This window comes from Pseudomonas sp. A-B-19 (genome assembly GCF_019947515.1).
GTDB lineage: Bacteria > Pseudomonadota > Gammaproteobacteria > Pseudomonadales > Pseudomonadaceae > Aquipseudomonas.
In genome coordinates this window covers 104458-125475 of the sequence record NZ_JAGYGN010000008.1, presented here as the reverse complement: position 1 = coordinate 125475, position 21018 = coordinate 104458, and the positions used below count along the sequence as shown (strand labels likewise).

19 protein-coding genes and 2 pseudogenes are annotated in these 21018 nt (G+C 61.7%); 10 read left to right on the top strand and 11 right to left on the bottom strand.

Translation table 11 applies throughout. The features are described 5' to 3' along the window. Positions 1-9: 9 nt before the first annotated feature. From KGA81_RS11580 to KGA81_RS11555, 6 genes are all read right to left on the bottom strand, one after another. The gene (locus KGA81_RS11580) at positions 10-1041 is read right to left on the bottom strand and encodes a polysaccharide biosynthesis/export family protein (protein ID WP_223545926.1); all 1032 of its coding nucleotides are present in this window, start codon (positions 1039-1041) and stop codon (positions 10-12) included. Positions 1042-1063: 22 nt separating this feature from the next. Continuing rightward, positions 1064-1711 carry a CpsD/CapB family tyrosine-protein kinase gene (locus tag KGA81_RS11575; RefSeq protein ID WP_223545925.1) on the bottom strand — a complete coding sequence of 216 codons (648 nt, stop codon included), beginning with the start codon at positions 1709-1711 and terminating at the stop codon, positions 1064-1066. Beyond that, the gene (locus KGA81_RS11570) at positions 1712-2458 is read right to left on the bottom strand and encodes a sugar transferase (RefSeq protein WP_223545924.1); all 747 of its coding nucleotides are present in this window, start codon (positions 2456-2458) and stop codon (positions 1712-1714) included. A 130-nt stretch (positions 2459-2588) separates the two neighbouring features. Beyond that, positions 2589-3941 carry a UDP-glucose dehydrogenase family protein gene (locus tag KGA81_RS11565; protein ID WP_223545923.1) on the bottom strand — a complete coding sequence of 451 codons (1353 nt, stop codon included), beginning with the start codon at positions 3939-3941 and terminating at the stop codon, positions 2589-2591. Between the two features lie 488 nt (positions 3942-4429). Further along, positions 4430-5470, bottom strand: coding sequence for an AraC family transcriptional regulator (locus tag KGA81_RS11560; RefSeq protein WP_223545922.1), 1041 nt, complete (start codon positions 5468-5470; stop codon positions 4430-4432). Positions 5471-5722: 252 nt separating this feature from the next. Next, on the bottom strand, positions 5723-6640 hold the full coding sequence (locus KGA81_RS11555; RefSeq protein ID WP_223545921.1) for a LysR family transcriptional regulator: 918 nt from the start codon (positions 6638-6640) through the stop codon (positions 5723-5725). A gap of 97 nt (positions 6641-6737) precedes the next feature. Between KGA81_RS11555 and KGA81_RS11550 the strand changes: the two genes are divergently transcribed. After that, a complete protein-coding gene (locus KGA81_RS11550; RefSeq protein ID WP_223545920.1) occupies positions 6738-7604 on the top strand; it encodes a helix-turn-helix domain-containing protein in 867 nt (288 codons plus the stop codon). A gap of 43 nt (positions 7605-7647) precedes the next feature. Here KGA81_RS11550 and KGA81_RS11545 read toward each other — a convergent pair whose 3' ends face one another. Beyond that, on the bottom strand, positions 7648-9075 hold the full coding sequence (locus KGA81_RS11545; protein ID WP_223545919.1) for a mechanosensitive ion channel family protein: 1428 nt from the start codon (positions 9073-9075) through the stop codon (positions 7648-7650). 219 nt (positions 9076-9294) lie between these two features. Next, positions 9295-10314, bottom strand: a complete 1020-nt coding sequence (locus KGA81_RS11540; protein ID WP_223545918.1) for an alpha/beta hydrolase — start codon at positions 10312-10314, stop codon at positions 9295-9297. Positions 10315-10447: 133 nt separating this feature from the next. Here KGA81_RS11540 and KGA81_RS11535 point away from each other — a divergent pair, with 133 nt between their 5' ends. After that, positions 10448-11344, top strand: a complete 897-nt coding sequence (locus tag KGA81_RS11535; protein ID WP_223545917.1) for a LysR family transcriptional regulator — start codon at positions 10448-10450, stop codon at positions 11342-11344. A gap of 152 nt (positions 11345-11496) precedes the next feature. Here KGA81_RS11535 and KGA81_RS29990 read toward each other — a convergent pair whose 3' ends face one another. The 3 genes from KGA81_RS29990 to gspG form a co-directional block, all read right to left on the bottom strand. Beyond that, on the bottom strand, positions 11497-12021 hold the full coding sequence (locus KGA81_RS29990) for a hypothetical protein (protein ID WP_263293307.1): 525 nt from the start codon (positions 12019-12021) through the stop codon (positions 11497-11499). A 155-nt stretch (positions 12022-12176) separates the two neighbouring features. Then, entirely contained in the window at positions 12177-13364 is a 1188-nt protein-coding gene (locus KGA81_RS11525) for a type II secretion system F family protein (RefSeq protein WP_223545916.1), read from the bottom strand. A gap of 14 nt (positions 13365-13378) precedes the next feature. Next, positions 13379-13813 (bottom strand): type II secretion system major pseudopilin GspG, encoded by a 435-nt coding sequence (gspG, locus tag KGA81_RS11520; RefSeq protein ID WP_223545915.1) that lies wholly within the window; start codon positions 13811-13813, stop codon positions 13379-13381. Between the two features lie 196 nt (positions 13814-14009). Between gspG and KGA81_RS11515 the strand changes: the two genes are divergently transcribed. The 8 genes and pseudogenes from KGA81_RS11515 (at position 14010) to KGA81_RS11480 (ending at position 21018) form a co-directional block, all read left to right on the top strand. Next, positions 14010-14618, top strand: coding sequence for a lytic transglycosylase domain-containing protein (locus KGA81_RS11515; RefSeq protein ID WP_223545914.1), 609 nt, complete (start codon positions 14010-14012; stop codon positions 14616-14618). A 327-nt stretch (positions 14619-14945) separates the two neighbouring features. After that, positions 14946-15224 (top strand): annotated as a pseudogene (locus tag KGA81_RS11510) (hypothetical protein); the annotation flags it as partial. Positions 15225-15266: 42 nt separating this feature from the next. Continuing rightward, positions 15267-15923 carry an SCO family protein gene (locus KGA81_RS11505; RefSeq protein WP_223545913.1) on the top strand — a complete coding sequence of 219 codons (657 nt, stop codon included), beginning with the start codon at positions 15267-15269 and terminating at the stop codon, positions 15921-15923. Between the two features lie 2 nt (positions 15924-15925). Next, a pseudogene (locus tag KGA81_RS11500) lies at positions 15926-16228 on the top strand (SCO family protein); the annotation flags it as partial. A gap of 9 nt (positions 16229-16237) precedes the next feature. Next, entirely contained in the window at positions 16238-17521 is a 1284-nt protein-coding gene (locus tag KGA81_RS11495; RefSeq protein ID WP_223545912.1) for an ABC transporter substrate-binding protein, read from the top strand. 388 nt (positions 17522-17909) lie between these two features. After that, positions 17910-18443 carry a response regulator gene (locus tag KGA81_RS11490; protein ID WP_223545911.1) on the top strand — a complete coding sequence of 178 codons (534 nt, stop codon included), beginning with the start codon at positions 17910-17912 and terminating at the stop codon, positions 18441-18443. Between the two features lie 84 nt (positions 18444-18527). Further along, entirely contained in the window at positions 18528-20234 is a 1707-nt protein-coding gene (locus KGA81_RS11485) for a GspE/PulE family protein (protein WP_223545910.1), read from the top strand. Further along, positions 20215-21018, top strand: coding sequence for a hypothetical protein (locus KGA81_RS11480; protein WP_223545909.1), 804 nt, complete (start codon positions 20215-20217; stop codon positions 21016-21018). Before KGA81_RS11485 ends, KGA81_RS11480 begins: the two co-directional genes overlap by 20 nt.

Genomic DNA, 21018 nt, shown 5'->3' with positions numbered 1-21018 from the left:
ACCTGAGAGTTAGTTGCTGCTGTCGTCTTTGTTGTCGACGCGGTAGCTGAAGCTGAGGCCCATGCCCTGGAACAACACGACGTCCGCCAGTTGCCGCACGAGCTCACCGGTGCTGGCCAGTTTGGTCTTGGGCACGTACAGCATGTCGTCCGCTTGCAGGTAGGCGATCTGGGTGGCGTCGCCGGACAAGGCTTTTTCCACGTCGTAACGATGCGCGACCACCTGGTTGCCGTTGCGCCGCATGATCATCACCGAGTCCAGGCGTGCCTTGGCGTTGGAGCCGCGGGCCATGGTCAGGGCTTCGAGCACCGACACCGGGCGGCGGATCGGATAGGAGCCCGGCTGGCCGACTTCACCCAGTACATAGATTTCGTTGCCGGCGGTGGACTTGAGCAGCACGTCCACGGTCATGCGCCCCGGCAGGGTGGCATAGCGATTATTCAGGTAGGCCTCGAGTTGGCTGATGGTCATGCCTTGCAGCGGCACGGCACCGATTTCCGGGAAGCTGGCGTAGCCGTCGCTGCCCACGGTGATTTCCCGGCTCATGCCGGTGGCGGGGTGGTTGAGCACGGACTTGAGGTTCCACTCACTGGCCAGCGGGTTCACCACCATCACTGACAGCTGATTGCGGTTGGGCTGGAACAGCTGTTTGCGATCGTAGGCGCGCTGAATAGCGTCCCGTGCTTCATCGCGGGTCAGGCCCTCGATTTTCACCGTGGTGTGGGCCCCCGGCAGTTCGATGGTGCCATCGGGCAGTACCAACTGGTTGCCGTTGAACTGGCTGGCGGCGGTGAAGTTCAGCGCGATCGTGTCCCCGGACTGCACGCGATAGGCGGCCGAGCCACTGGTGCTGATGTGGAAGATAACGTCCAGCACATCCTGTGGGCGCAGGGTCTGCTCGACCTTGGGCACGTCGGTGGCCTGGGCGTTGGCCGGTGGGGCCGTGAGGATTTGCACCGGCATGCTTTGCGATTCGTCGGAGGAAATGCTGGAGCAACCTGCAAGGGGCAGCAACAGCAAGACAAGCATCTTGGCGTTCATGGCGTCATCCTTGTCTGACTGCTCACAGGTTTTTGTACAGCCATTCGGGCATGTAGTACTTGCGTCGGTTGAACACGCTGCCGACCAGCTTCGCTCCCGCCTGGCTCAAGCGCTTGGCCGCGGCCTGGGCCACTTCCCCGCGGGTGTCTTCCGCGGGGACAACCAGGACCACACCGTCCACCTGGGTGCTGATGACCAGGGTGTCGGAGGCCGAATACACCGCGTCGCCGTCGATCACCACGAAGCGGTAGCGGATGCCGAGTTGATCGAGCAGCGGGCTCAGGCACTCGGGTGTCAGGTGCTCGTTGCCACGGAAGTATCGGCCCAATGGCAGAACGTGAAAGGGCAGGCTGGAGACGTCCACCACGCAGTCCTGCAACAAGGGCGGGCTCTGGGTGTTGAACATCAAGTCGCGAAACCCTCGTTCCTTGCTCAGCCCCAACTGTTGCGTGAGGTTGGTCGCCGAATGGCTGGCATCCACCAGCAACACCAGGCCGCTGCTCATTTTCGCCAGTTGACTGGCCAGCGCCAGGGCGCTGGTGGTGGTGCCCGCGCCGGGGTTGGCGGCGGTCAGGTACAGGATCCGCAGGTTCTGGTCGAGTACGGTCGATGTCAGGTTGGACTCGCTCGGGCTGACAATGCTGAGGCTTTTAGCCGCTGAACCGTCCATTTAACTCGCTCCGTGACCGCTGAACACTTTGAAGGGGGTTTTCAGCAGAATCTTCAAATCAAGCAGCAGGCTCTGCTGGGCGATGTAGGCCAGATCCAATTCAACACGCTGATCGAAGTCGATATTGCTGCGCCCGGATATTTGCCACAGGCCGGTCATGCCGGGGTAGATGCTCAGGCGCACGAGGTGCTTGTCCTTGTAGCGGTAGGCGTTGAACGAAGTCGGCCTGGGGCCTACCAGGCGCATGTCGCCGGTCACCACGTTGAACAGGTTCGGCAGCTCGTCGAGACTGGTGCGCCGCAGGAAACTGCCGATACCGGTGATGCGCGGGTCCTTGTCGATCTTGAAGTCGATGGCGTCGGCACCGTGTTTGTTCAGGTGTCGCAGGGACTCCTTGAGCTCCTCGGCGTTGACGACCATGGTGCGGAATTTGTACATGCCGAACAGGCGGCCGCGGTAGCCGGTGCGTTTCTGCACGAACATCACCGGCCCCGGGCTGGTCAGTTTGATGGCCAGCGCCAGCCCCAGCAGCACCGGGGAAATCAGCACCAGGACCAGCAGTGCGCCGAAGCTGGCCAGGACGCGATTGGTGCGCGACAGGGTCCACGGCCGGCCACCTTCGCGGCCGGTTATCCAGCCACAACCCTGCATGTGGATGGCGGCATCCATGCGCTTGCGTTGCTCGGGGTCCAGGCGCTTGTCCCTGTGCATTTTGTTAAGGGGCATACTTTTTTCGTGATCAGACATAGATTCTCCGCAGAGTTAAGCCGTGTGCGGCATGGACGACGCAGTCAGTCGCAAGTGCGGGACCAGGCAACGACGCGCCCCGGTCCCTCATCGGGCACCCATAAACCGGCTGTAGCGGTGACGAGAGTCGTCATGGATGGACGGCCTCGGGCGCGATTTGGCGCAAGCCAATGCCGCTGTAGTGCAGGCCGGCGGCCGCCACCTGTTCCGGGCTGTACAGGTTGCGCCCGTCCACGATCACCCGGTTACGCAGTTTGCTGGCCAGCTTGTCGAAGTCGACCACGCGGAAGTTCTTCCACTCGGTGCAGATCACCAGGGCGTCAGCGTCTTCGAGTGTGTCATCGCGGGTGGCGCACAGATGCAGGTCGTTGCGGTAGCCGTAAAGGCGCCGGCATTCGGACATGGCTTCCGGGTCGTAGGCCTGCACACTCGCGCCTTCGGCCCAGAGTGCTTCCATCAGGTAGCGGCTGGGTGCTTCGCGCATGTCATCGGTGTTGGGTTTGAACGCCAGGCCCCACACGGCGATGGACTTGCCGGCCAGCCCGCCGGGGAATTGCGCCTTGAGTTTGCTGAACAGGATATGCCGCTGGTGGTCGTTGACGTCGGTCACGCTACGCAGCAATTTCAGGGGCATTCCGGCGTGTTCGGCGGTGTGCAGCAGGGCGCGCAGGTCCTTGGGGAAGCACGAACCGCCGAAGCCGCAACCGGGGTAGATGAAGTGGTAACCGATGCGCGGGTCCGAGCCGATGCCTTTGCGCACGGCTTCGATATCGGCGCCCAGCAACTCGGTGAGGTTGGCCAGTTCGTTCATGAAACTGATGCGCGTGGCCAGCATCGCGTTCGCCGCGTACTTGGTCAGCTCGGCGCTGCGGTTGTCCATGAACATCAATTTGTCGTGGTTGCGGCAGAACGGCGCGTAGAGCTCGCTCATCTGGCTGCGGGCCTGATCGTCAGCGGTGCCGACGATGATCCGGTCCGGGCGCATGCAATCGGCCAGGGCACTGCCTTCCTTGAGGAACTCCGGGTTGGACACCACCCGTACCTTCAGCGAACCTTTGCCGCGGTGCTGCAACGCTTCAACGGCGGTGGCGCTGACCTGGTCCGCCGTGCCGACCGGCACCGTGGACTTGATGATCAGGGTGCGGTCGGCCTCCATGAAACCGGCAATCTGCCGAGCCACGTTCAGCACATGGCTGAGGTCGGCCGAACCGTCTTCGTCGGCGGGCGTACCGACGGCGATGAAAATCAGCTCGGCGTGCTCCACCGCATCGCTGGCCTGGGTGGTGAAGAGCAGGCGACCGGCCTTGATGTTTTCTTCAAGGGTGCCGGAAAGCCCCGGCTCACTGATCGGTGGTACGGCCTGTTGCAGTTGCCGGATCTTGTTCGGGTCGATGTCGACACACAGGACGCGATGTCCGACATCGGCCAGTGCAGCGGCTTGAATCAGGCCAACATAGCCTGTACCAAATACGCTTACGTCCATATTAGCGTGCCTCGCAAGACGTGGAGAGTTGCAAAACAGGACTGTCAAAAGGGGTATAGACCAGCCTCGGCAAACCGTGTCAGCAAACCGGCATGTAAAAGGGGCAAGACACCCCCAAATGTGGGTGCTATTGCCATCAAGGTCGCACCACTGTTGGCTTTTCCCTCCGATTTTGGCTGTCTGGCGAAAATCTCGAGAAAGCGACAGGCGGTCGCAAGCCTTGAAATACAAGGGTTGTAGTTGCTTTAGTGTGTCAGGTTTGAGTCGCCGGCTTGATGACCATTTTTAACAGGTCTCGCCAGTTCTCACGCTCGGATGGTGCAACGTCGATGTTAGAAAATGTCCAACAACCTTATGGTCAAGTGCCTGATACACCGCGGGCATTTCGGCGGTGGAGCCGAGGATCGGTGGACAGGAGTCCATGGTGCAGTCCATGAGCATGCTGTTGTTGGGCCTGGATCAGCAGGGCGGTGCACAAGCGTGGTTGTTCATTGACGTTGCCGGGTTCGCCAGGCGCCCGGCGCGCACCCCAGCCACCGCAGGCAGGCACGGTTGAAGCTTTGCACATCGCTGTAGCCCAGGCGGTCGGAAATCTCCACCAGTTCCAGGTCTGTCCCCTGTAAAAAGTCTTCGGCGCGATACTGGCGGTATTCGTCGAGCAACTCGGAAAAACCCCAGCCCAACGCCTTCAAGCGTCGGGCCGCGGTGCGCTCGAGCAAGTGCCGGGTGGTGCAGAATCGCTGCCAGTTGGCTTCGGCCAGGTCGGTGATCAAATAGTCGCAGACTTGCTCCAGCAAGGTCGGTTCGCTGTTGCGTCGGGTCTGCTCCAGCAGTTCGACCAGCATGAGTTCCAGTTCATGATTGCCCGGCGTCAGCGGGATCACGAACAGCTGTGGATCGAGGCGGATCGAGTGCTGCGCTTGCCCCCATTGCACCGGTGCGCGAAAGGCTTGTTCATGTTCCTGTGGATTGGCCGTGCAAGCACCGACTAGCCCGACGCCCAGAACCGGATCACGCTCCAGGCCGCTGGCGAGGAATTTGCGCCGCAACATGCTGCACAGGCTGATGAGGATGAAATCGGCGGTTGCCGCGCTGGTTTTCACGCTGCCGCGGTCGAGCAGGTGCAATTCGACGCGGTCGTCGCCACGCACGATCCGGGCCTGGAAGTGCCCGTTGAAAAACGGAAAGAATCGCACGAAATACTGGCAGGCGCTGTCCAGTGAGTCGGCCACGTCGAACAGGTACGTCAGGCCGTTGGTGGCGGTGAAAATGAATCGCCGACCGGCCGCCAGGCCGATCAACGGGTCACCGGTCTGTTCCAGGGCAAACGCCCAGAAGCGTCGCGACAGGAATAGCGGAATGCGCATGAATGGCGTGCGCAACTCGAACAGGCTGCGTCGCATCAGGCCTTCGATGCATTCCCGGTCCACACCGCGGGCCAGCAACTCTTCGATGGCCGGCAACAGGGTCGGCGCGTAGAACGCGTTGGGTATGGTTTGGTCGTGCAGCGGCTGATCGCTTTTTGTCATACAGGGCTCACAGCTTGTGCGGAACACGGGTCAAGCTGGCCGACGTTAAGCGATTTGCCGGAGCAAGACCATGTCTGATTTACACCCGCTCGATTTGAATCTGTTGCGCCTTCGATTCGATTTACCCGCAGCGCAGGGTCACTCGTGCCGCCGAGCTGCGATGAACCCTGTGGGAGCTGGCTTGCCAGCGAAGGCGGCCTGTCAGTCACATCAATGCTGAATGGGCCGACGCTTTCGCGAGCAAGCTCGCTCCTACATCGACCCCGGCAAGCGCCGGTCGACCGTCAGCACCGCATCGACCATCGCCAGCGCGGCCGGTGTCAGGGAGTGGCCGGCACGGCTGACGATACCGTAGTGCAATTGCAGGCCGGGATCCTCCTTGGGGACATCGGCAAATTCCAGCAGGCGGACCAGGCCCTGATCGACCAGTTCGGCCAACGCCTCCACGGTGGCGATGCCCACCGCGTCGGAGCGCATCACCACGCGGCGGATGGCGTCGAACTGCGCGCATTCCACGCTGGGATTGAAGTCTGTCTCGCCCTGCACGTCGGCGAGGATCTTGCGGATCATCGGCGGTATTCGCGTGCCGACCACCGCGTAGTCGAGCAGGGCGCGCAGGGGCAGATTCTGCTGCTGCGCCAGGGGATGACCGACACGGCAAAAGAACCACCCGCGCCGGGGGCGCAACAGCTGTACCTGGTATTGCGGGTCGCCGGTGAAGTACCGCGCGTCGGCTACGAGGAATTCGATCTGCTGTTCACGAAGCCAGACCGCCAGTTGTTCCCAGTCGCCCTGGTGGAGACTGATGCGGATTGCCGGATGGGCCTGAATGAATTCCGCCAGCGCCTCGGGCACCAGCACTTGGGCCGGATACGGGCCGCAGCCGAAGCGCAGCTCGCCACCGGTCAGGCCGTTGTATTGCGTCAGTTCGTTGTGCAGGGCCTGGCTGCCGGCGAGCAGACGCCGGGCATGTTGCAGCACCAGTTCGCCTTGACCGGTCAGGCGCAATTCGCGGCTGCTGCGCTCCACCAGCACGCAGTCGAGGTCGCGCTCCAGGGTCTGGATGCTGCGACTGAAGGCCGGTTGGCTGAGATTGATCGCCTCGGCGGCACGTCCGAAGTTGCGGTAATCGGCCAGGGCGACAAGGTGGCGGAGCTGTCGTAGGTCCATCATGCGTCTCCTGCATTCAGCGGATACTTTTAATGCATTGGATCGATAGCATAGAGGCTGGCATAAGTACACGCCTGTCCTCTCGCCGTAACCTGCCATGACCAGCCAACCGTTCATTTCCAGCGCATTCATCCGCACCATTCTCAGCCATGCCCGGCAGTCCGGCCTGTGCCAGGACCAACTGCTGCAACGGGCCGGTATCTGCCTGTCGTTGCTCGAAGGTCAGGACCTGGATGTGCCCGCGCACCTGGTCGAACGCCTGTGGAATGAATGCGAGCGTGCGGGCGCGGGCGCATCGTTTGGCTGCGAACTGGTCAACGGCATGGCGACCACTACGCTGCGAGGTCTGAACATTCTGCTGGACTCCGCAGCGACCCTGCGTGCGAGCCTGGCGTGCTTCACCGATTTGCTGCCACGGGTGACCAACTACGTAGTGGCGGAACTGGAGGAGGGTGACGGGCAGGCCCGCCTGCACCTGCGCAGTGCCGTTCAACAGCCGCATTTTTTTTGCCTCGATGCGGCGACCCTGACGTTGGTGCGCAACATTGCCCGACGTCTGGGACGAGCGCCGGCGCAGGTCTTTGTGACTGTTCGCCTGACGCCGCAACAGGCTGCCGGGCAGTGGTTGCGTAGTATCGGTATCGAGGTGCTGGAAGGTTCACATCCGTGCTTGAGCCTGCCAGCGGCCAGTCTCGATGAGCCGTTGCCGGGGGCCAACGGGTTTTTGCATCAGAGCATGTTGCGGCACTGGCAGACTGCTGCTGCGCAACATACCCGCAGTGACAGTCTGGAGTTGGCGCGGCACTGGTTGACGGCAGGTGATCAGCCGATTGAGCGGATTGCCGAGCGGTTGGGGTATCGGCAGCCGAGTAATTTCATCCGGGCGTTTCGTAAGCAGTTCGGGATTACGCCCAAGAAGTTTCGCCTGGATTCGTTCACCTGTGATGTATCTGGTCGCCGGTAAGTCGTCTTCGTCGGAACGCCGCCCGGACCAGGCTCGCCCCAGATCAACGATTTTGCAACCAGCTCAAAAAACCACCTTTCTTGACCGCCACCGGTTTGGCCATCAACGCCATCCGGCTGTTCTGCTGCCGCACCGCTTGCAGTTTGTTCAACGCCCGGTCGACTTCGCGGCGTTGCTCCATGCAACTGCGGGTCAGGGATTTGTCGAGGCGGTAAATGATGCTTGAGGTCAGAGCGGTGAACCGTGCCTGGGACGGCGTGTCGGCAAGAATGCTTTGTTCGCCCATGACTTCGCTCGGCCCCATGCGTCCGGCTTCGATCTGCGTGCTGCCGTCGGGGACGGTGGCGCTGACCACGCCGGTGGCGATGACGAACAAACTGTCCGGCACTTCCTCCAGATCCAGCACCACCTCACCAGCCGCGTATTGCTGGGCCACCATGTTCCGGGCCAGGCGATCACGTTCCTCGGCGCTCAGGGAACGGAAGATTTTCACTTCATCGAGCAAGGCCCGTGCGCGGGTCGACGGCTCGATCACGCCATCGGGCTGCCGGGAAATGCCAGCGGCCTCGAGGTGCCGATGGGCCAGGTCGAACAGTTGATTGCGCACTTCGCCCTTTTTGCCCAGCTCGGTGATGAAGCCGCTGGCCACGTATTCGGACATGGTTTCGCCAGCCTCCTTGAGCACGGCTTTCGGTGGCGGATCGAGCAGCAGGCTGCTGCTGCCCTGAAGGGTGCGGTCCAGGGCATCGAGCACCCGACGCGGACGGATGTGGTTGGGCACCTGAATGCTGATCGACACGCCGTGCATATTGGTCGGGCGGCTGAGGTTGACGATCTTCGCCTTGGCCGCCACCGAGTTCGGCACCACGGCGGTGCTCCCGGCACTGGTCAGCAGGTGGGTGGCGCGCCAGTCGATGTCCAGCACCTTGCCTTCGACACCGTCGATGGAGACCCAGTCATCGACCTGATACGGCTTGGTGGTGTTGAGCACGATACCGGAGAACACGTCGCTCAACGTGCTCTGCAATGCCAGACCCACCACGATGGCGACGACGCCAGAAGTCGCCAGCAACCCTTTCACCGGCAACTCCAGCACGTAGCCGGCGGCGGCGACGACGGCAACCAGGAACACCAGTGCGCCGATGACATCCTGCAACAGCCGGCCGCTGTGGCCGATGCGTCGCATCAGGACCAGGCCGATCACTTCGGTCAGCACCCGCGCGGCGTACAACCACCACACAATTCCCAGCGCCGTGGCCCCGAGCTGCGCCACGCGATCATCGGCAAACAATGGCGCCTGCAACGGGCTGACGCCGGCATTGATGATCACCGCGCTGAACAGCACAAACAGCGCCAGACGCACACCGACCCGGCTGACGCGATGCTTGAATGGCGCGAGGTGCCAGAGCAGGGCGTCGATGGCCAGCAGCAGGGTGCCGAGGGAGAGCAAATGAGCGTAGACAAAGGACATGGGGATGCTCCGCTGGAAATGAGGTAGCGCAGATGAAAGTGCTGTTGTGGCGAGGGAGCTTGCTCCCGCTTGAGTGCGGAGCACTCACAAAATCGGCATTGACTGCGAGGATTTTTGGGGCCGCTACGCAGCCCAGCGGGAGCAAGCTCCCTCGCCACAGGTATCTCGGTGCTCACAAAAAAATCGCCATACATTGCTGTGTGGCGATTGCGGTTGGCCTCACTGCAAATGAGTCTTGAGCTCCAGCGCAGCCTGGCGCACCGCCGCCTTCACTTCGGGGATCTGGCTCAGCGGGTTGAGCAGGCCGAAGTCGTGGATCATGCCGTTGTAGCGGACCGAGGTCACCGGCACGCCTGCCGCATCGAGGTGGCGGGCATAACCTTCGCCTTCGTCACGCAGCACGTCGAATTCGGCGGTCTGCACCAGTGCTGGCGGCAAGTCTTTGAGCTGTTCGGTGCTGGCGTTGAGCGGTGAGGCATGAATCTGCGCACGTTCGCCGGCGTCGGTGGTGTAGTTGTCCCAGAACCACTTCATCATGTTTTGGGTGAGGAAATGGCCTTCGGCAAACTGCTGGTACGACGCGCTATCGAATTGTGCGTTGGTCACCGGCCACATCAGCAGTTGAAAACGCAGGGCCGGGACTTTTTGCTCCTTGGCCATCATGGCCACGACCGCCGCCATGTTGCCGCCGACGCTGTTGCCGGCCACTGCCAGGCGCTTGCCATCGACGCTGATCTCTTTGCCATGTTCGGCCACCCAGCGCGTCGCGGCGTAGGCCTGGTTGATCGCGGTCGGGTAGTGAGTTTCCGGCGACGGTGTGTAGTCGACGTACACCGCGACCGCGCCGGAACCCACCACCAGGTCACGAATCAGGCGTTGGTGAGTCGGGAAATCCCCCAGTACCCAACCGCCACCGTGGAAGAACATGAACACCGGCAATTCACCTTTGACCTTGGCCGGACGCACCACTTTGAGGTTGATCGTCTGACCGTCAACCTTGATCGCCTTGTCGCTGACTTCCACACCGGACAGGTCAACCTTCACCGACGCCTGGGCACCGGTCAGCACCGCACGGGCGTCTTGCGGGCTCAGTTGCTCAAGGGGCTTTCCACCACCAGCGGCGAGGGCTTCGAGGAAGGCCTGGGTGTTGTGTTCGACACCGGGGCTGCCCGCGGCAAACGCATTGCCGACGGCGAGGGCGAGGAGGGACGCAGTCAGGGTTTTCTGGACGAGGTTCATGGTCAATTCCTTTTTGATCGTGGGTGTACGCGGTTAGGTAAGGGTGAATTCAACACCGTGAACACAGATTAATAGGGTGCCTGGAAGGGAAAAAGCGGCTATAAAGTGTTTGACTGTCAACCAGGAAGTGACAATGAACCCCTTCGAAGATATGCGTATTTTTTGCCAGGTAATGGACTCCGGCAGTTTCACGGCTGCGGCCGATCAACTGGGTCTGTCCAAGCAGTTTGTCAGCCGCCGCTTGATGCAACTCGAAGAGCGCCTGGGCGTGCGCTTGCTCAATCGCTCGACCCGGCGACTGGATGTCACGCCGTTGGGGCAAAGTTATTACGAGTCAGCCTTGCACCTGCTCAGCGAAGTCGAACAAGTGGAGCAGGGCATCGCCGGCCAGACCACCGAGCCACGGGGGACCATTCGTGTGAGTGCGCCGCTGTCGTTCGCACTGGCGCATCTGGGGTGCCTGTTGCCGGTGTTTTTGCAGCGCTATCGCGACGTGACGGTGGAGATGGATTTGAGTGATCGCCCTGTGGATTTGCTCGGTGAAGGTTACGACCTGGCATTGCGCATCGGCACACTGGAAGACTCGACGCTGATCGCCCGACGTATTGCCTCCATTGCACGGGTGTACTGCGCAAGCCCCGCGTACCTGGTCGAACGCGGCACACCGCTCAAGCCTGAAGATTTGCACGGACACGACTGCCTGCCGTACGGCCATGGTCGTCAGGTGCAATGGCGTTTTGCGGGGCAGGGCAAGCCATTGAGCATCAATGTCAGCGGGCGGATGCGGGTCAACAACGGTGAACTGCTCAAGGACGCAGCGATCGCCGGGCTAGGGATCACCTATTTACCGACGTTCATTGTCGGTTCGGCGCTGAAGGATGGAAGGCTGGTGCAAGTGCTGGAGGATTTCAGGCCGCAGCCGCTGACGTTGTCTGCGGTCTATCCGCAACACCGGCAGAGTTCGCGGCCGGTGCAGGCGCTGGTTGAGTTCTTGCGTGAGGAGCTGGATCAGTCTGAGGGTGGGCTGTAGAGCGGCTGATGGTCTGATTCACATTGACCACTGTAGGAGCCGGCTTGCCGGCGAAGGCGGAGTACCAGGCAACAGAAATGTTGAATGACGCAACGCCATCGCGAGCAAGCTCGCTCCCACAGGGTTTTGTGTTGTATGGGAGTCAGCGGGGATCAGGTCCTCTTGTCATCGCCGGGTTCGGCATGGGCACCACGATCATCTCCGGGTTCGCCATTGGCATGGACGCCACGGTCATCGCCAGGTTCTCCATTGGCGTGGACGCCACGGTCATCGCCAGGCTCGCCATTGGCATGGACGCCACGGTCATCCCCGGGTTCATCATGGGTGCCGCTACGTCCTGAGGACGAGGCCGTTCCGGAGTGGCTCGAACCGCTGTTGGCGCTGCCATGACCGCTGTTGCTGCCATGGTCGCCGCTATGGCCGCTACCGCTGTTGCCACCATGGTCGCCGCTATGGCCGCCGCCGCTTCCGCCGCCGCCACCACTTCCGCCGCCGCCACCACTTCCGCCACCGCCGCCACTTCCGCCGCCACCACCGCTTCCGCCACCGCCACCGCCACTACTCCCATCCTTGGCCTGAGCACTGGATACTCCGGACAGGCTGTCCGGAATCAATACAGTAGACGCCGACAGAACCGCGCCAATAGCTACTGCCAGTAAAAGCTTATTGATGAGCATGTCGTTCTCCGTCTTCTTGTTCAGATTGGAACGTTGATGAACATTGCAGTGTGCTGCTTTTTTCCCATGGGAACTTGTTAAACACCTCGACTCACTGGTTTATTCAATGAGCGATTGAAAAAATGCAACGGGCAGCGCGGCCCTGCTGCATAAAGTCAGTGAATGCTTGAGGCCAGTTCGAAAATCGGGATGTACATCAGGATCACGATCACCCCGATCAACAGGCCGATGAAGGTCATGAGCAGGGGTTCGAACAGCCGCACGAACCATTCGATCCAGCGGCCGATTTCTTCGTCGTAGAAGTCGGCGCTGCGCTCCATCATCTGCCCGAGGTTGCCGGACTGTTCGCCGGCGCGCAGCAGGCGCAGGGATACCGGAGTCACCAGGTGATTGAGCTCCAGCGCGGCAGAAAGCGATTGCCCCTCGCGCACCCGTTCGCAGGCCTGGTCCAGGCGTGCGCGGGAGGCGACGCTGAGCAAACCACGGACCATGCCCATGGCGGTGACCAGGGGAATGCCACCTTGCAGCAGTATGCCCAGCGAACGGTAGAAGCGCGCCAGCTCATACATGAAGATGCGCTGGTGCACCGCGGGGAGTTTTTCGATCAGGCGGTCCAACCCCCGACGAAAGGCCGGCTGGCGCTGAAGCAGGGCGAGGGCGACGATGATGGCCAGCAAGCCACCGAAGAATTCGCCCTGGTGGGTGTGCAGGAACATGCCGCTGCTCATCAGGATCTGCGACATCCAGGGCAGGTTCGACCCCAGCCCTTCGAATACCAGGCTGAAGCGCGGTACGACGTAGCCCATCAAAAACAACACCACGCCACCTCCCACCACCAGCAACAGCATGGGGTAGATCGATGCGCTGACGATCTTCTGGCGAACCTCGTCCATGCGTTGGCGATAGCTGACATACCGGCCCAGGGCATCGCCCACGGCGCCGGTCTTCTCACTGGACTGCACCAGCGCCACGTACAAAGGCGGGAAAACCACCGATAGCTGCCCCAAGGCCTGGGAAAACGATTTGCCCTCGTACAGCAGGCGCACCAGCTCGCTCAGGGTCTTGCGGGCTTGTGGCGCGTTTTCCTTTTCCGCCAGGCTTTCCAGCGCATCGATCAACGGCAGGCCGGCGTTGAGCAAAGTGGTCAGTTCCTGGCTGAACAATACCAGGTTGAAGGTCTCGCGCCTGTGCAGGCGCAAGGCCCGCCAATGTCGCTCGGCGTGCAGGCTGACGACTCGCAGGCCCTGGTCTTCGGCGATGCGCCTGGCTTCGCTGTGCCCCGGCGCCTCGATGGTCATCGAGACGACACCGGCCTTGCCGACGGCTTTGAGATGAAAGCGCATGGTCGCCTTTCCCGTCAGTTCCAGTTGGTGATTTCGGCGTTCTCGCCTTCGCCGCCGGGCTGTCCGTCCTTGCCCAGGGACAACAGGTCGTACTCGCTGTTTTCACCGGGATAGCGATAGCTGTAGTTGTGGCCCCAGGGGTCTTGCGGGATTTTTTTCTGCAGGTACGGGCCAGTCCAGCGTGGTTCGTCGGCAGGGGCAGTGACCAGCGCCTGCAAGCCCTGTTCGGTCGACGGGTAGTGACCGACCTCCAGGCGGTAAAGGTCAAGGGCTTTGCTCAAGCCTTCTATTTGCGCCCTGGCCACTTTCACTTCGGAACGGCCCAGTTGGGCGAAGTACTTCGGCGCCACGATGCCGGCCAACAGTCCCAGCACCACCAGTACCACCAACAGTTCGAGCAGGGTGAACCCGCTCTGGGGGCGCCGGGCATAGCGCAGATGCTGATTCATGATGACTTCCCTCAGTCGACAGCAGAGTCTCTATAAAGGCGTATGCAATTGCCATGCTAATGATTGGACATCCTATTGCATCCCCTGTGCTACGGGCCTTTTCACTTACGGCACAGTGCTTGCGTATGGCTGTTTTACTACCGGCCACTGGGGCAATACCCCCAATTTTTCGGGGCCGGGCAGGGGAGGCATGACAATGAAAGCCATCATTGCAGGATTGCTCGGATTACTCGCGCTCGCCGGCGCCGCACAGGCCGATATATTCGTTTCCCTGGACGCCAAGGGCAACTATGTCCTGTCCAATGTCCACCGCCCCGGACGTCACTATGAACGGGTGATCCATGAGTCCGCAGCGGTGGTCGTCAGCCTCGACCAGCAACCGCAGATGATCGCCGCGCAACCCTACGCGGAGCTGGTGGCGGCGGCAGCCAGGGCCAATGAACTGCCGGCGGCGCTGCTGCACGCAGTGATCAAGACCGAATCGAGCTACAACGCCCACGCGACCTCACCCAAGGGCGCTCGCGGGCTGATGCAGCTGATGCCCAGAATCGCCCGCGAAATGGGTGTGACCAACGTCTACGACCCCAAGGCCAACATCCAGGGGGGCGCCCGCTATCTCAAGCGCTTGATGACGATGTTCGACAACGATATCCGCCTCGCTGTGGCCGCCTACAACGCCGGCCCGCAAGCGGTGCTCCGCCGGGGCAACAGGGTCCCGCCGTTCGCTGAAACCCAGCGTTATGTACCCAACGTGCTGAACCACTATCGGCTTTTACAGGGATTGTCCGCGGATGCGCCGCTGTGATCGAGACACCCAGGGTGGTTTTCCCCCAATAGTGGGGAATGGTGGCCCCTGCGAAAAATTGGGGGTTCGGGTGGGGAATATCCCCCCCGGTTTATCAATTCTTGAATATATCCAGCTGATTAATAAGGTTATTTTTTATGGCATGCGGATTGCTGCGGACAACCTGTCCAGAGGTGTTCCCTGATAACCCGCAATGAGGGCCGAGTTCATGATCGGCATATCCCACGCTCCGTCCCTGATTAATTTGCTTACCCCCCTTGTGGGACCAAGCTCGCTCCCACAAGGGTCGGGCAAGACAGGAACAGATTGGTAAAGGGGAGTTCTGACATGCACAGGACCACCACCATCGCTGGCGGCGCGGTGATTCTCGGGATGGCCTTGATCGGGTTCGGGGTATGGCGGACCGCGCCCCCGACTTTGCTCAGCGACATCACCTTGCCCGACACCTGGAGCGGCCGGACGCCGGAACGTGACGGGATGTCGGTGGCCCTCGATGTAAAGCCCCTGGCCAGGGACGGTGTACTGCGTGAGGCCGGCATTGCCGACGTGCAATTTCCAGTGATGGACAAAGCCTCCGGTCAACCCTTGTCTGGCGTCGCGCCGGGTGTTCGGGCCATTCACGGCGATACCCACTGAGAGGAAGCTGACATGAACCGATTCGCGCATTGCAGCCTGCTGACGTTCGGCCTGTTGGCCTTCGGTATCGGCCAGGCGCTGGCTCACTCGGCAAGCGAGGACACCGGGCACGACATGGCGGCCAAAACGGCAAGCCCGCAGACCGCCCGGATCAAGTTCGCCGACGTGACCCTTCTGGACCAGAACGGCAAGGTCGTCAGCCTGGAAAAAGACCTGGTGAGTAACAAGATCGTGGTCATGGGCTTTATCTACACCAGCTGCACTTCGGTCTGCCCGGTGGTGTCCTCGATCATGGGCAAGGTGCAGAAACAGTTGGGCGCGCGGGTCGGCACCGAAGTACAACTGGTGTCGATCAGCATCGACCCGCAGCGTGATGATCCCCAACGCCTGAACGACTACGCCCGCACTTTCCAGCAGGGGCCGGGCTGGAGCTGGCTGACCGGCCCGCCGCAGTCGGTCACTGCCACCCTCATGGGCCTGGGCGCCTACAGCGATGACATCGAGAACCACTCGCCGCTGATTCTGGTGGGGGACGGCAACAACCGCTTCTGGACCCGCTACTACGGTTTCACCGACCCGACGGAGCTGGCCCGGGCCGTCGAGAAGCTCAGCGGTGAACGCAACACCCACGCCAAGCACACCGCCATCGCCATGGAGCATCAGCCATGAGAGGCATCACCTTGATTTCCCTTGCCAGTGATCCGCTGCGGGACACCCCGGCGGTACTCAAGGCTTACACCTTGAAACAGGGCGTCGATGAGCCCCACTGGTTTTTTCATGCCGGCGACAAGGCGCAAATAGACCTTGTCTTGGGTCGCATCGGCCAGATCGTGCCGCCCCCCGAGCAACACTCCACCCCGTCGATCGTCGGTGACGTGGCGAACGAGCGCTGGAGCAAAATCCGTCTCGATGCTCCGACAGCCGCCATTGCCCGGCGCTTGCAGTGGCTGACAATGTCCGTGGCCGGTCGCTGAGCCACGGCCATGAATACTGCCCTCGTCCTTGGCCTGCTGCTTTTGGGCAGCATCGCGCTCAGTGTCCAGGCGCTGCCGTTGAGTCTCAGCGAAAGTGCCGGCAGGCGGTTGTACCGCGAAGGCGTGTCGGCCAGCGGTGAGCCGGACATGGCCTGGGGCGGCGCATCGAACAGGATGCTGCCGGCCAGGCGCCTGGCCGAAGACCACGATCCGGGCCTGACCCCTGACAGTCTGTACCTGGGCACGTTGTTGCCGGCCACCGGGCCATTGAGCGAGGAGGGCGCCACGGTGGCGGCGGTGCTCAACGGCTGCGTGGCGCGTATCAACGCGGCGGGCGGCATTCATGGCCGGCAGTTGCGCCTGACCATCCTCGACCCCGGCGCCGACCGCGTCAGTGCCGAAAAGGCGCTAGACCGGTTGATCGATGAAGAGCAGGTATTTGCCCTGATTGCACCGCTGGCGCCGGCATTGGACGTGGACCTCGCTGTGCGTCTGGAGCGGGCCGGCATCCCCCTGATCGGGCCGCTGTCCTTGCAGGGCACGCCCCATACCAGCCGGCAGATATTCGAACCGCTGCCGGGGCTTCGCGAGCAATTGATCGCCCTGGCCGAGTACGCCGGTGCCAGTCTGCGGGTGCTAGAGGGGCCGACGCTGATCGCCTATCCGGACGACTCCGGCCAACGGCTGGCGGCGCAGGAACTCAGCCAGTACTTGCAGGGGCACGCCTGGCAAAAGGTGCGTCTGCAAGCCTACGACCCGACCAGGGATGATTTGCCCTTGGGGTCGCGCTCGGTATTTTACCTGGGCAGCGGCAGCGACTTCAGTCGTCTGGCCGAGCGCCTGCAAACGGCAGGGCAGGTGCCTTACCTGTTCGCCGCTTCGAACCAGGTGGCGGGCAATCTGATGCAGGTGCCCGACGGATTTTCCCGGCGGGTGTTCCTGGCCTATCCGTTCGTGCCCAGCGACTGGACCCTGGCCGGGCGCCAGGCGCTGACCCGATTGCGCGAGCACCAGGGCCTGGGCGGCCAGCACGCGGTGCTGCAAGTGGGCGCGTTCAGCTCGATGATGCTGCTCAGCGAAGGCATGAAGCAGGCCGGGCGGGATGCCAGCCGCGAGAAACTGGTCAGTGCCCTGGAAGGCCTGCGTGACTTCGATACCGGGCTGACGCCACTGATCAGCTTTGGTCCCGGCCGGCGCCAGGGCTTGAGCGGTGCCCATATCGTCACGGTGGATTTGCCGGGCCAGCGTTTCTATCTGGTCGCCCCCTATAAACCCATTGCTGCAACGCCCTGACCGGAGGCCGATCATGAAACCCGACACTTTGCAGGTCTCTCTGGCGCAGTGGGTGCCCAGTGCAGACGCTTTCACTGTCGCCGCTGCGCGACTACGCTTAACCGGGACAAATTCATTGGCGCCATTGCGCTTGCGCAATCGGATCGAGCGAGTTGACGATGAATAGGGGGGGTCCCCAATATTGGGGGAAAAACGACAGTACCAATTCGGTCTCTTTCCCCATTTTTGGGGAATGGAATGGCCGTACAAGAGGGCATTGTTTTTAAATTCAAGGACATGAAGACCTGAAAATACCGGTGCCCAGCCTGGCGTGAAGTGTGCATAAGCCTTGTCAAGGCGTGCACTCAGTCAGGTTCAAACCCGGACCTGAAGTTTCAAGGAGTCCACCTTGTTAAACAAAGTACTGGTTGTTGATGACGAACAGTTGTTGGCGGAAAACCTCCAGGGTTACCTGCAGGCGCAAGCGCTGGAAGTCCGGATTGCCCACGACGGGGCGCAAGGAATCGCTGAAGCCGACGATTTCGCACCGGATGTGATGGTGTTCGATTACCGCTTACCCGATATGGAAGGCTTTCAGGTGCTCGATGCCATCCGCCAGAACAGGATTTGTCATTTTGTGCTGATCACAGGGCATCCCACCGCAGAGGTCTGCGAGCGGGCCCGGTTAATGGGAGTCAGCCATATCCTGTTCAAACCCTTTCCATTGGCGGAATTGGCCCGTGCAGTGCTTGATCTTCTGGGCATGCGGCGCGACCCCAAAGCGGGTGTGAGCACTTGCGAAGGATTCGTCGAACGACGCCAGAGCAGGACCGAAAGTTTCCCGCTGCAGTTGTACGACGGTAGTTGGGTGCTTGCAGATCGCCGAAAAAGTGCATCGGCCTCCATGGCACCAGACGACGAACAATTGCTCACCGGGGAGTAGTGGCGCGACAGGACGTTCCGGCCCCCGCCGAAATGGCTCGCCGCGCCGACAGGGCTCAAAGCCCCGGGCGTTGGAGAGCAAGCCATGGACCGTCTATCCCTTGCCGTAGAACCGGCACAACCGGAATGCGTACCGACTCGCTTCACCCGTGAACAACTGGCCCAGGCCCGGGCCCTGGCGACCAGTTCCGGCGAGCGGATGCTCGATGCCCTCGCAGCGTTGAGTGAACTGGCTCCCATGCCCTTCATCCATTGCCTGGGCGTCACCTTGCATTACCCGGTGCTCGACACCGACAGCCTGTTCAAGTCCACGCCGGTGTTCGACCGGGTGACCCTGGCCCAGTGCCTCAAACGCGAATTCATCCTGCTGCGTCACGACGATGCGGTCATCGGTGTGTTCGCCGACCCCTTCGACAGTGCGCGCCTGGCCTGGATCGATGAATGCCTGCAAGGCGCGCCGCTGTACCTGGTGCATGCCGATGACCTGAAGGCCTATCTGGCGCGTCACGAAGAAAGCTTCCATGCGGTGGAGTCGCTCAACGCCCAGAGCGACGCCGGTGTCGAGATCGACAACCTGCAAAGCCTGTCCCTGACCAGCATCAGCGAAGACTCCAGCGTGGTGGTCAAACTGGTCAACTCGACCCTGTACGACGCGCTGAAAATGCACGCCAGCGACATCCACCTCGGCACCACCGGCAGCGGCCTGGTCATCAAATACCGGATCGACGGCGTGCTCAACAACATCAGCAAGATCCAGGGCAGCGAGTTCGCCGAGCAGGTGATTTCCCGGGTCAAGGTCATGGCCGAACTGGACATCGGCGAAAAACGCGTGCCCCAGGATGGTCGCTTCAAGATCGGCATCAGTGGCCGGCAGATTGACTTCCGGGTGTCGATCATGCCGAGCATTTTCGGCGAAGACGCAGTGCTGCGGGTGCTCGACAAACAGGACCTCGCCGACAAGGTCTGCGGCGTACAATTGCAGGCCCTGGGCTTTGAAGAAGAAACCCTGCGCCAGCTGCGCCGGCTGGCCGCTGAACCCTACGGCATGGTGCTGGTGACCGGACCTACCGGTAGCGGCAAGACCACCACCCTGTACGCGATGATCACCGAGATCAACCACGGCGTGGACAAGATCATCACCATCGAAGACCCGGTGGAGTATCAACTGCCGGGCGTGCTGCAAATCCCCGTCAACGAGAAGAAAGGCCTGACATTCGCCCGGGGCCTGCGCTCGATCCTGCGCCATGACCCGGACAAGATCATGGTCGGTGAAATCCGCGACCCTGACACCGCACAGATTGCTGTGCAATCGGCGCTCACCGGTCACCTGGTGTTCACCACCATCCACGCCAACAACGTGTTCGACGTGATCGGCCGTTTCACCCAGATGGAAATCGATCCCTACAGCCTGGTCTCGGCACTCAATGCCGTGCTGGCTCAGCGGCTGATCCGCCTGGTCTGCACCAGTTGCAGCAGTCCTTACAGCCCGACAGAAGAAGAGCTGGAGGTCTCGGGGCTTGATCGACAAAAAGTCGCTCATTACCAGTTCGTCCACGGCAAAGGCTGCGGGCATTGCCGGGGCACCGGTTATCGCGGGCGTAGCGCAATTGCCGAACTGCTGCACCTGGACGACGAACTGCGGCAGATGATCGTCGAGCGCCAACCCATTTCGAAAATCAAGGCCCATGCCTGCAAACGTGGCTTGCGCCTGTTGCGCGAGTCGGCGCTGGAGATGGTGGAACAAGGCCGGACCACTCTCGAGGAGATCAATCGTGTCACTTTTGTCTCGTGAGCGATTCGTCGCCGTGCTCGGCGCCAGCGGTGTTGGCCTGGGGCAACGGCAAGGCAATGCAATCCGTTGGCTGGGCAGCGTCGGTTACATCGACGAAGGCTTCCAGGCCTGGACGGTGGCTCTGGACACCCTCGACCATTTGCTGGCCGATCACACCGTTGCCAGGGCCGAACTGACCGTGGTGATCTCCGGGCACTTCAGCCGCTATTGCCTGGTGCCCTGGAGCGAGCAGATCAGCAGCCCGGCCGAATTGCTCGGCTTCGCCCAACTGTGTTTCGAAGACCTCTACGGTGCCCTGACGCAACCCTGGAGCCTGGTGCTCTCGCCTGAGCCCGCCGGTTACGACCGCATCGCCACCGCGCTGCCCCAGGACTTGCTCGAGCGCCTGCGCACCCTGGTCAGCGCGCGCGGATTGCGTCTGCGTTCGGTGCAGCCGTACCTGATGGCGGCGTTCAACCATTTCGATAAAAGCTTTGAGGCCGGGGACTTCCTGTTCGTGGTCGCCGAGCCGGTACGCAGCGTGTTGCTGCTGGCCCGGGAAGGGCGCTGGACCTCGGTGCGTTCGGTGGGCAGCAGCGACAGCGATGCCGCGCTCACTGCGCTGATCGGCCGTGAAAACCAGTTGCAGGCTTGCTCGAGCGAACGACCGTTGAATGTCTACCTGCATGCACCGGCACGCATCGATTCGCCTCCCGACGTGCCCGGTGTGCATCTGCGCAACCTCGAAGAAGACCGGACAGCCGTACGCGATTGCCTGTACGTCATGTCTCGGGCGGTGGCCTGA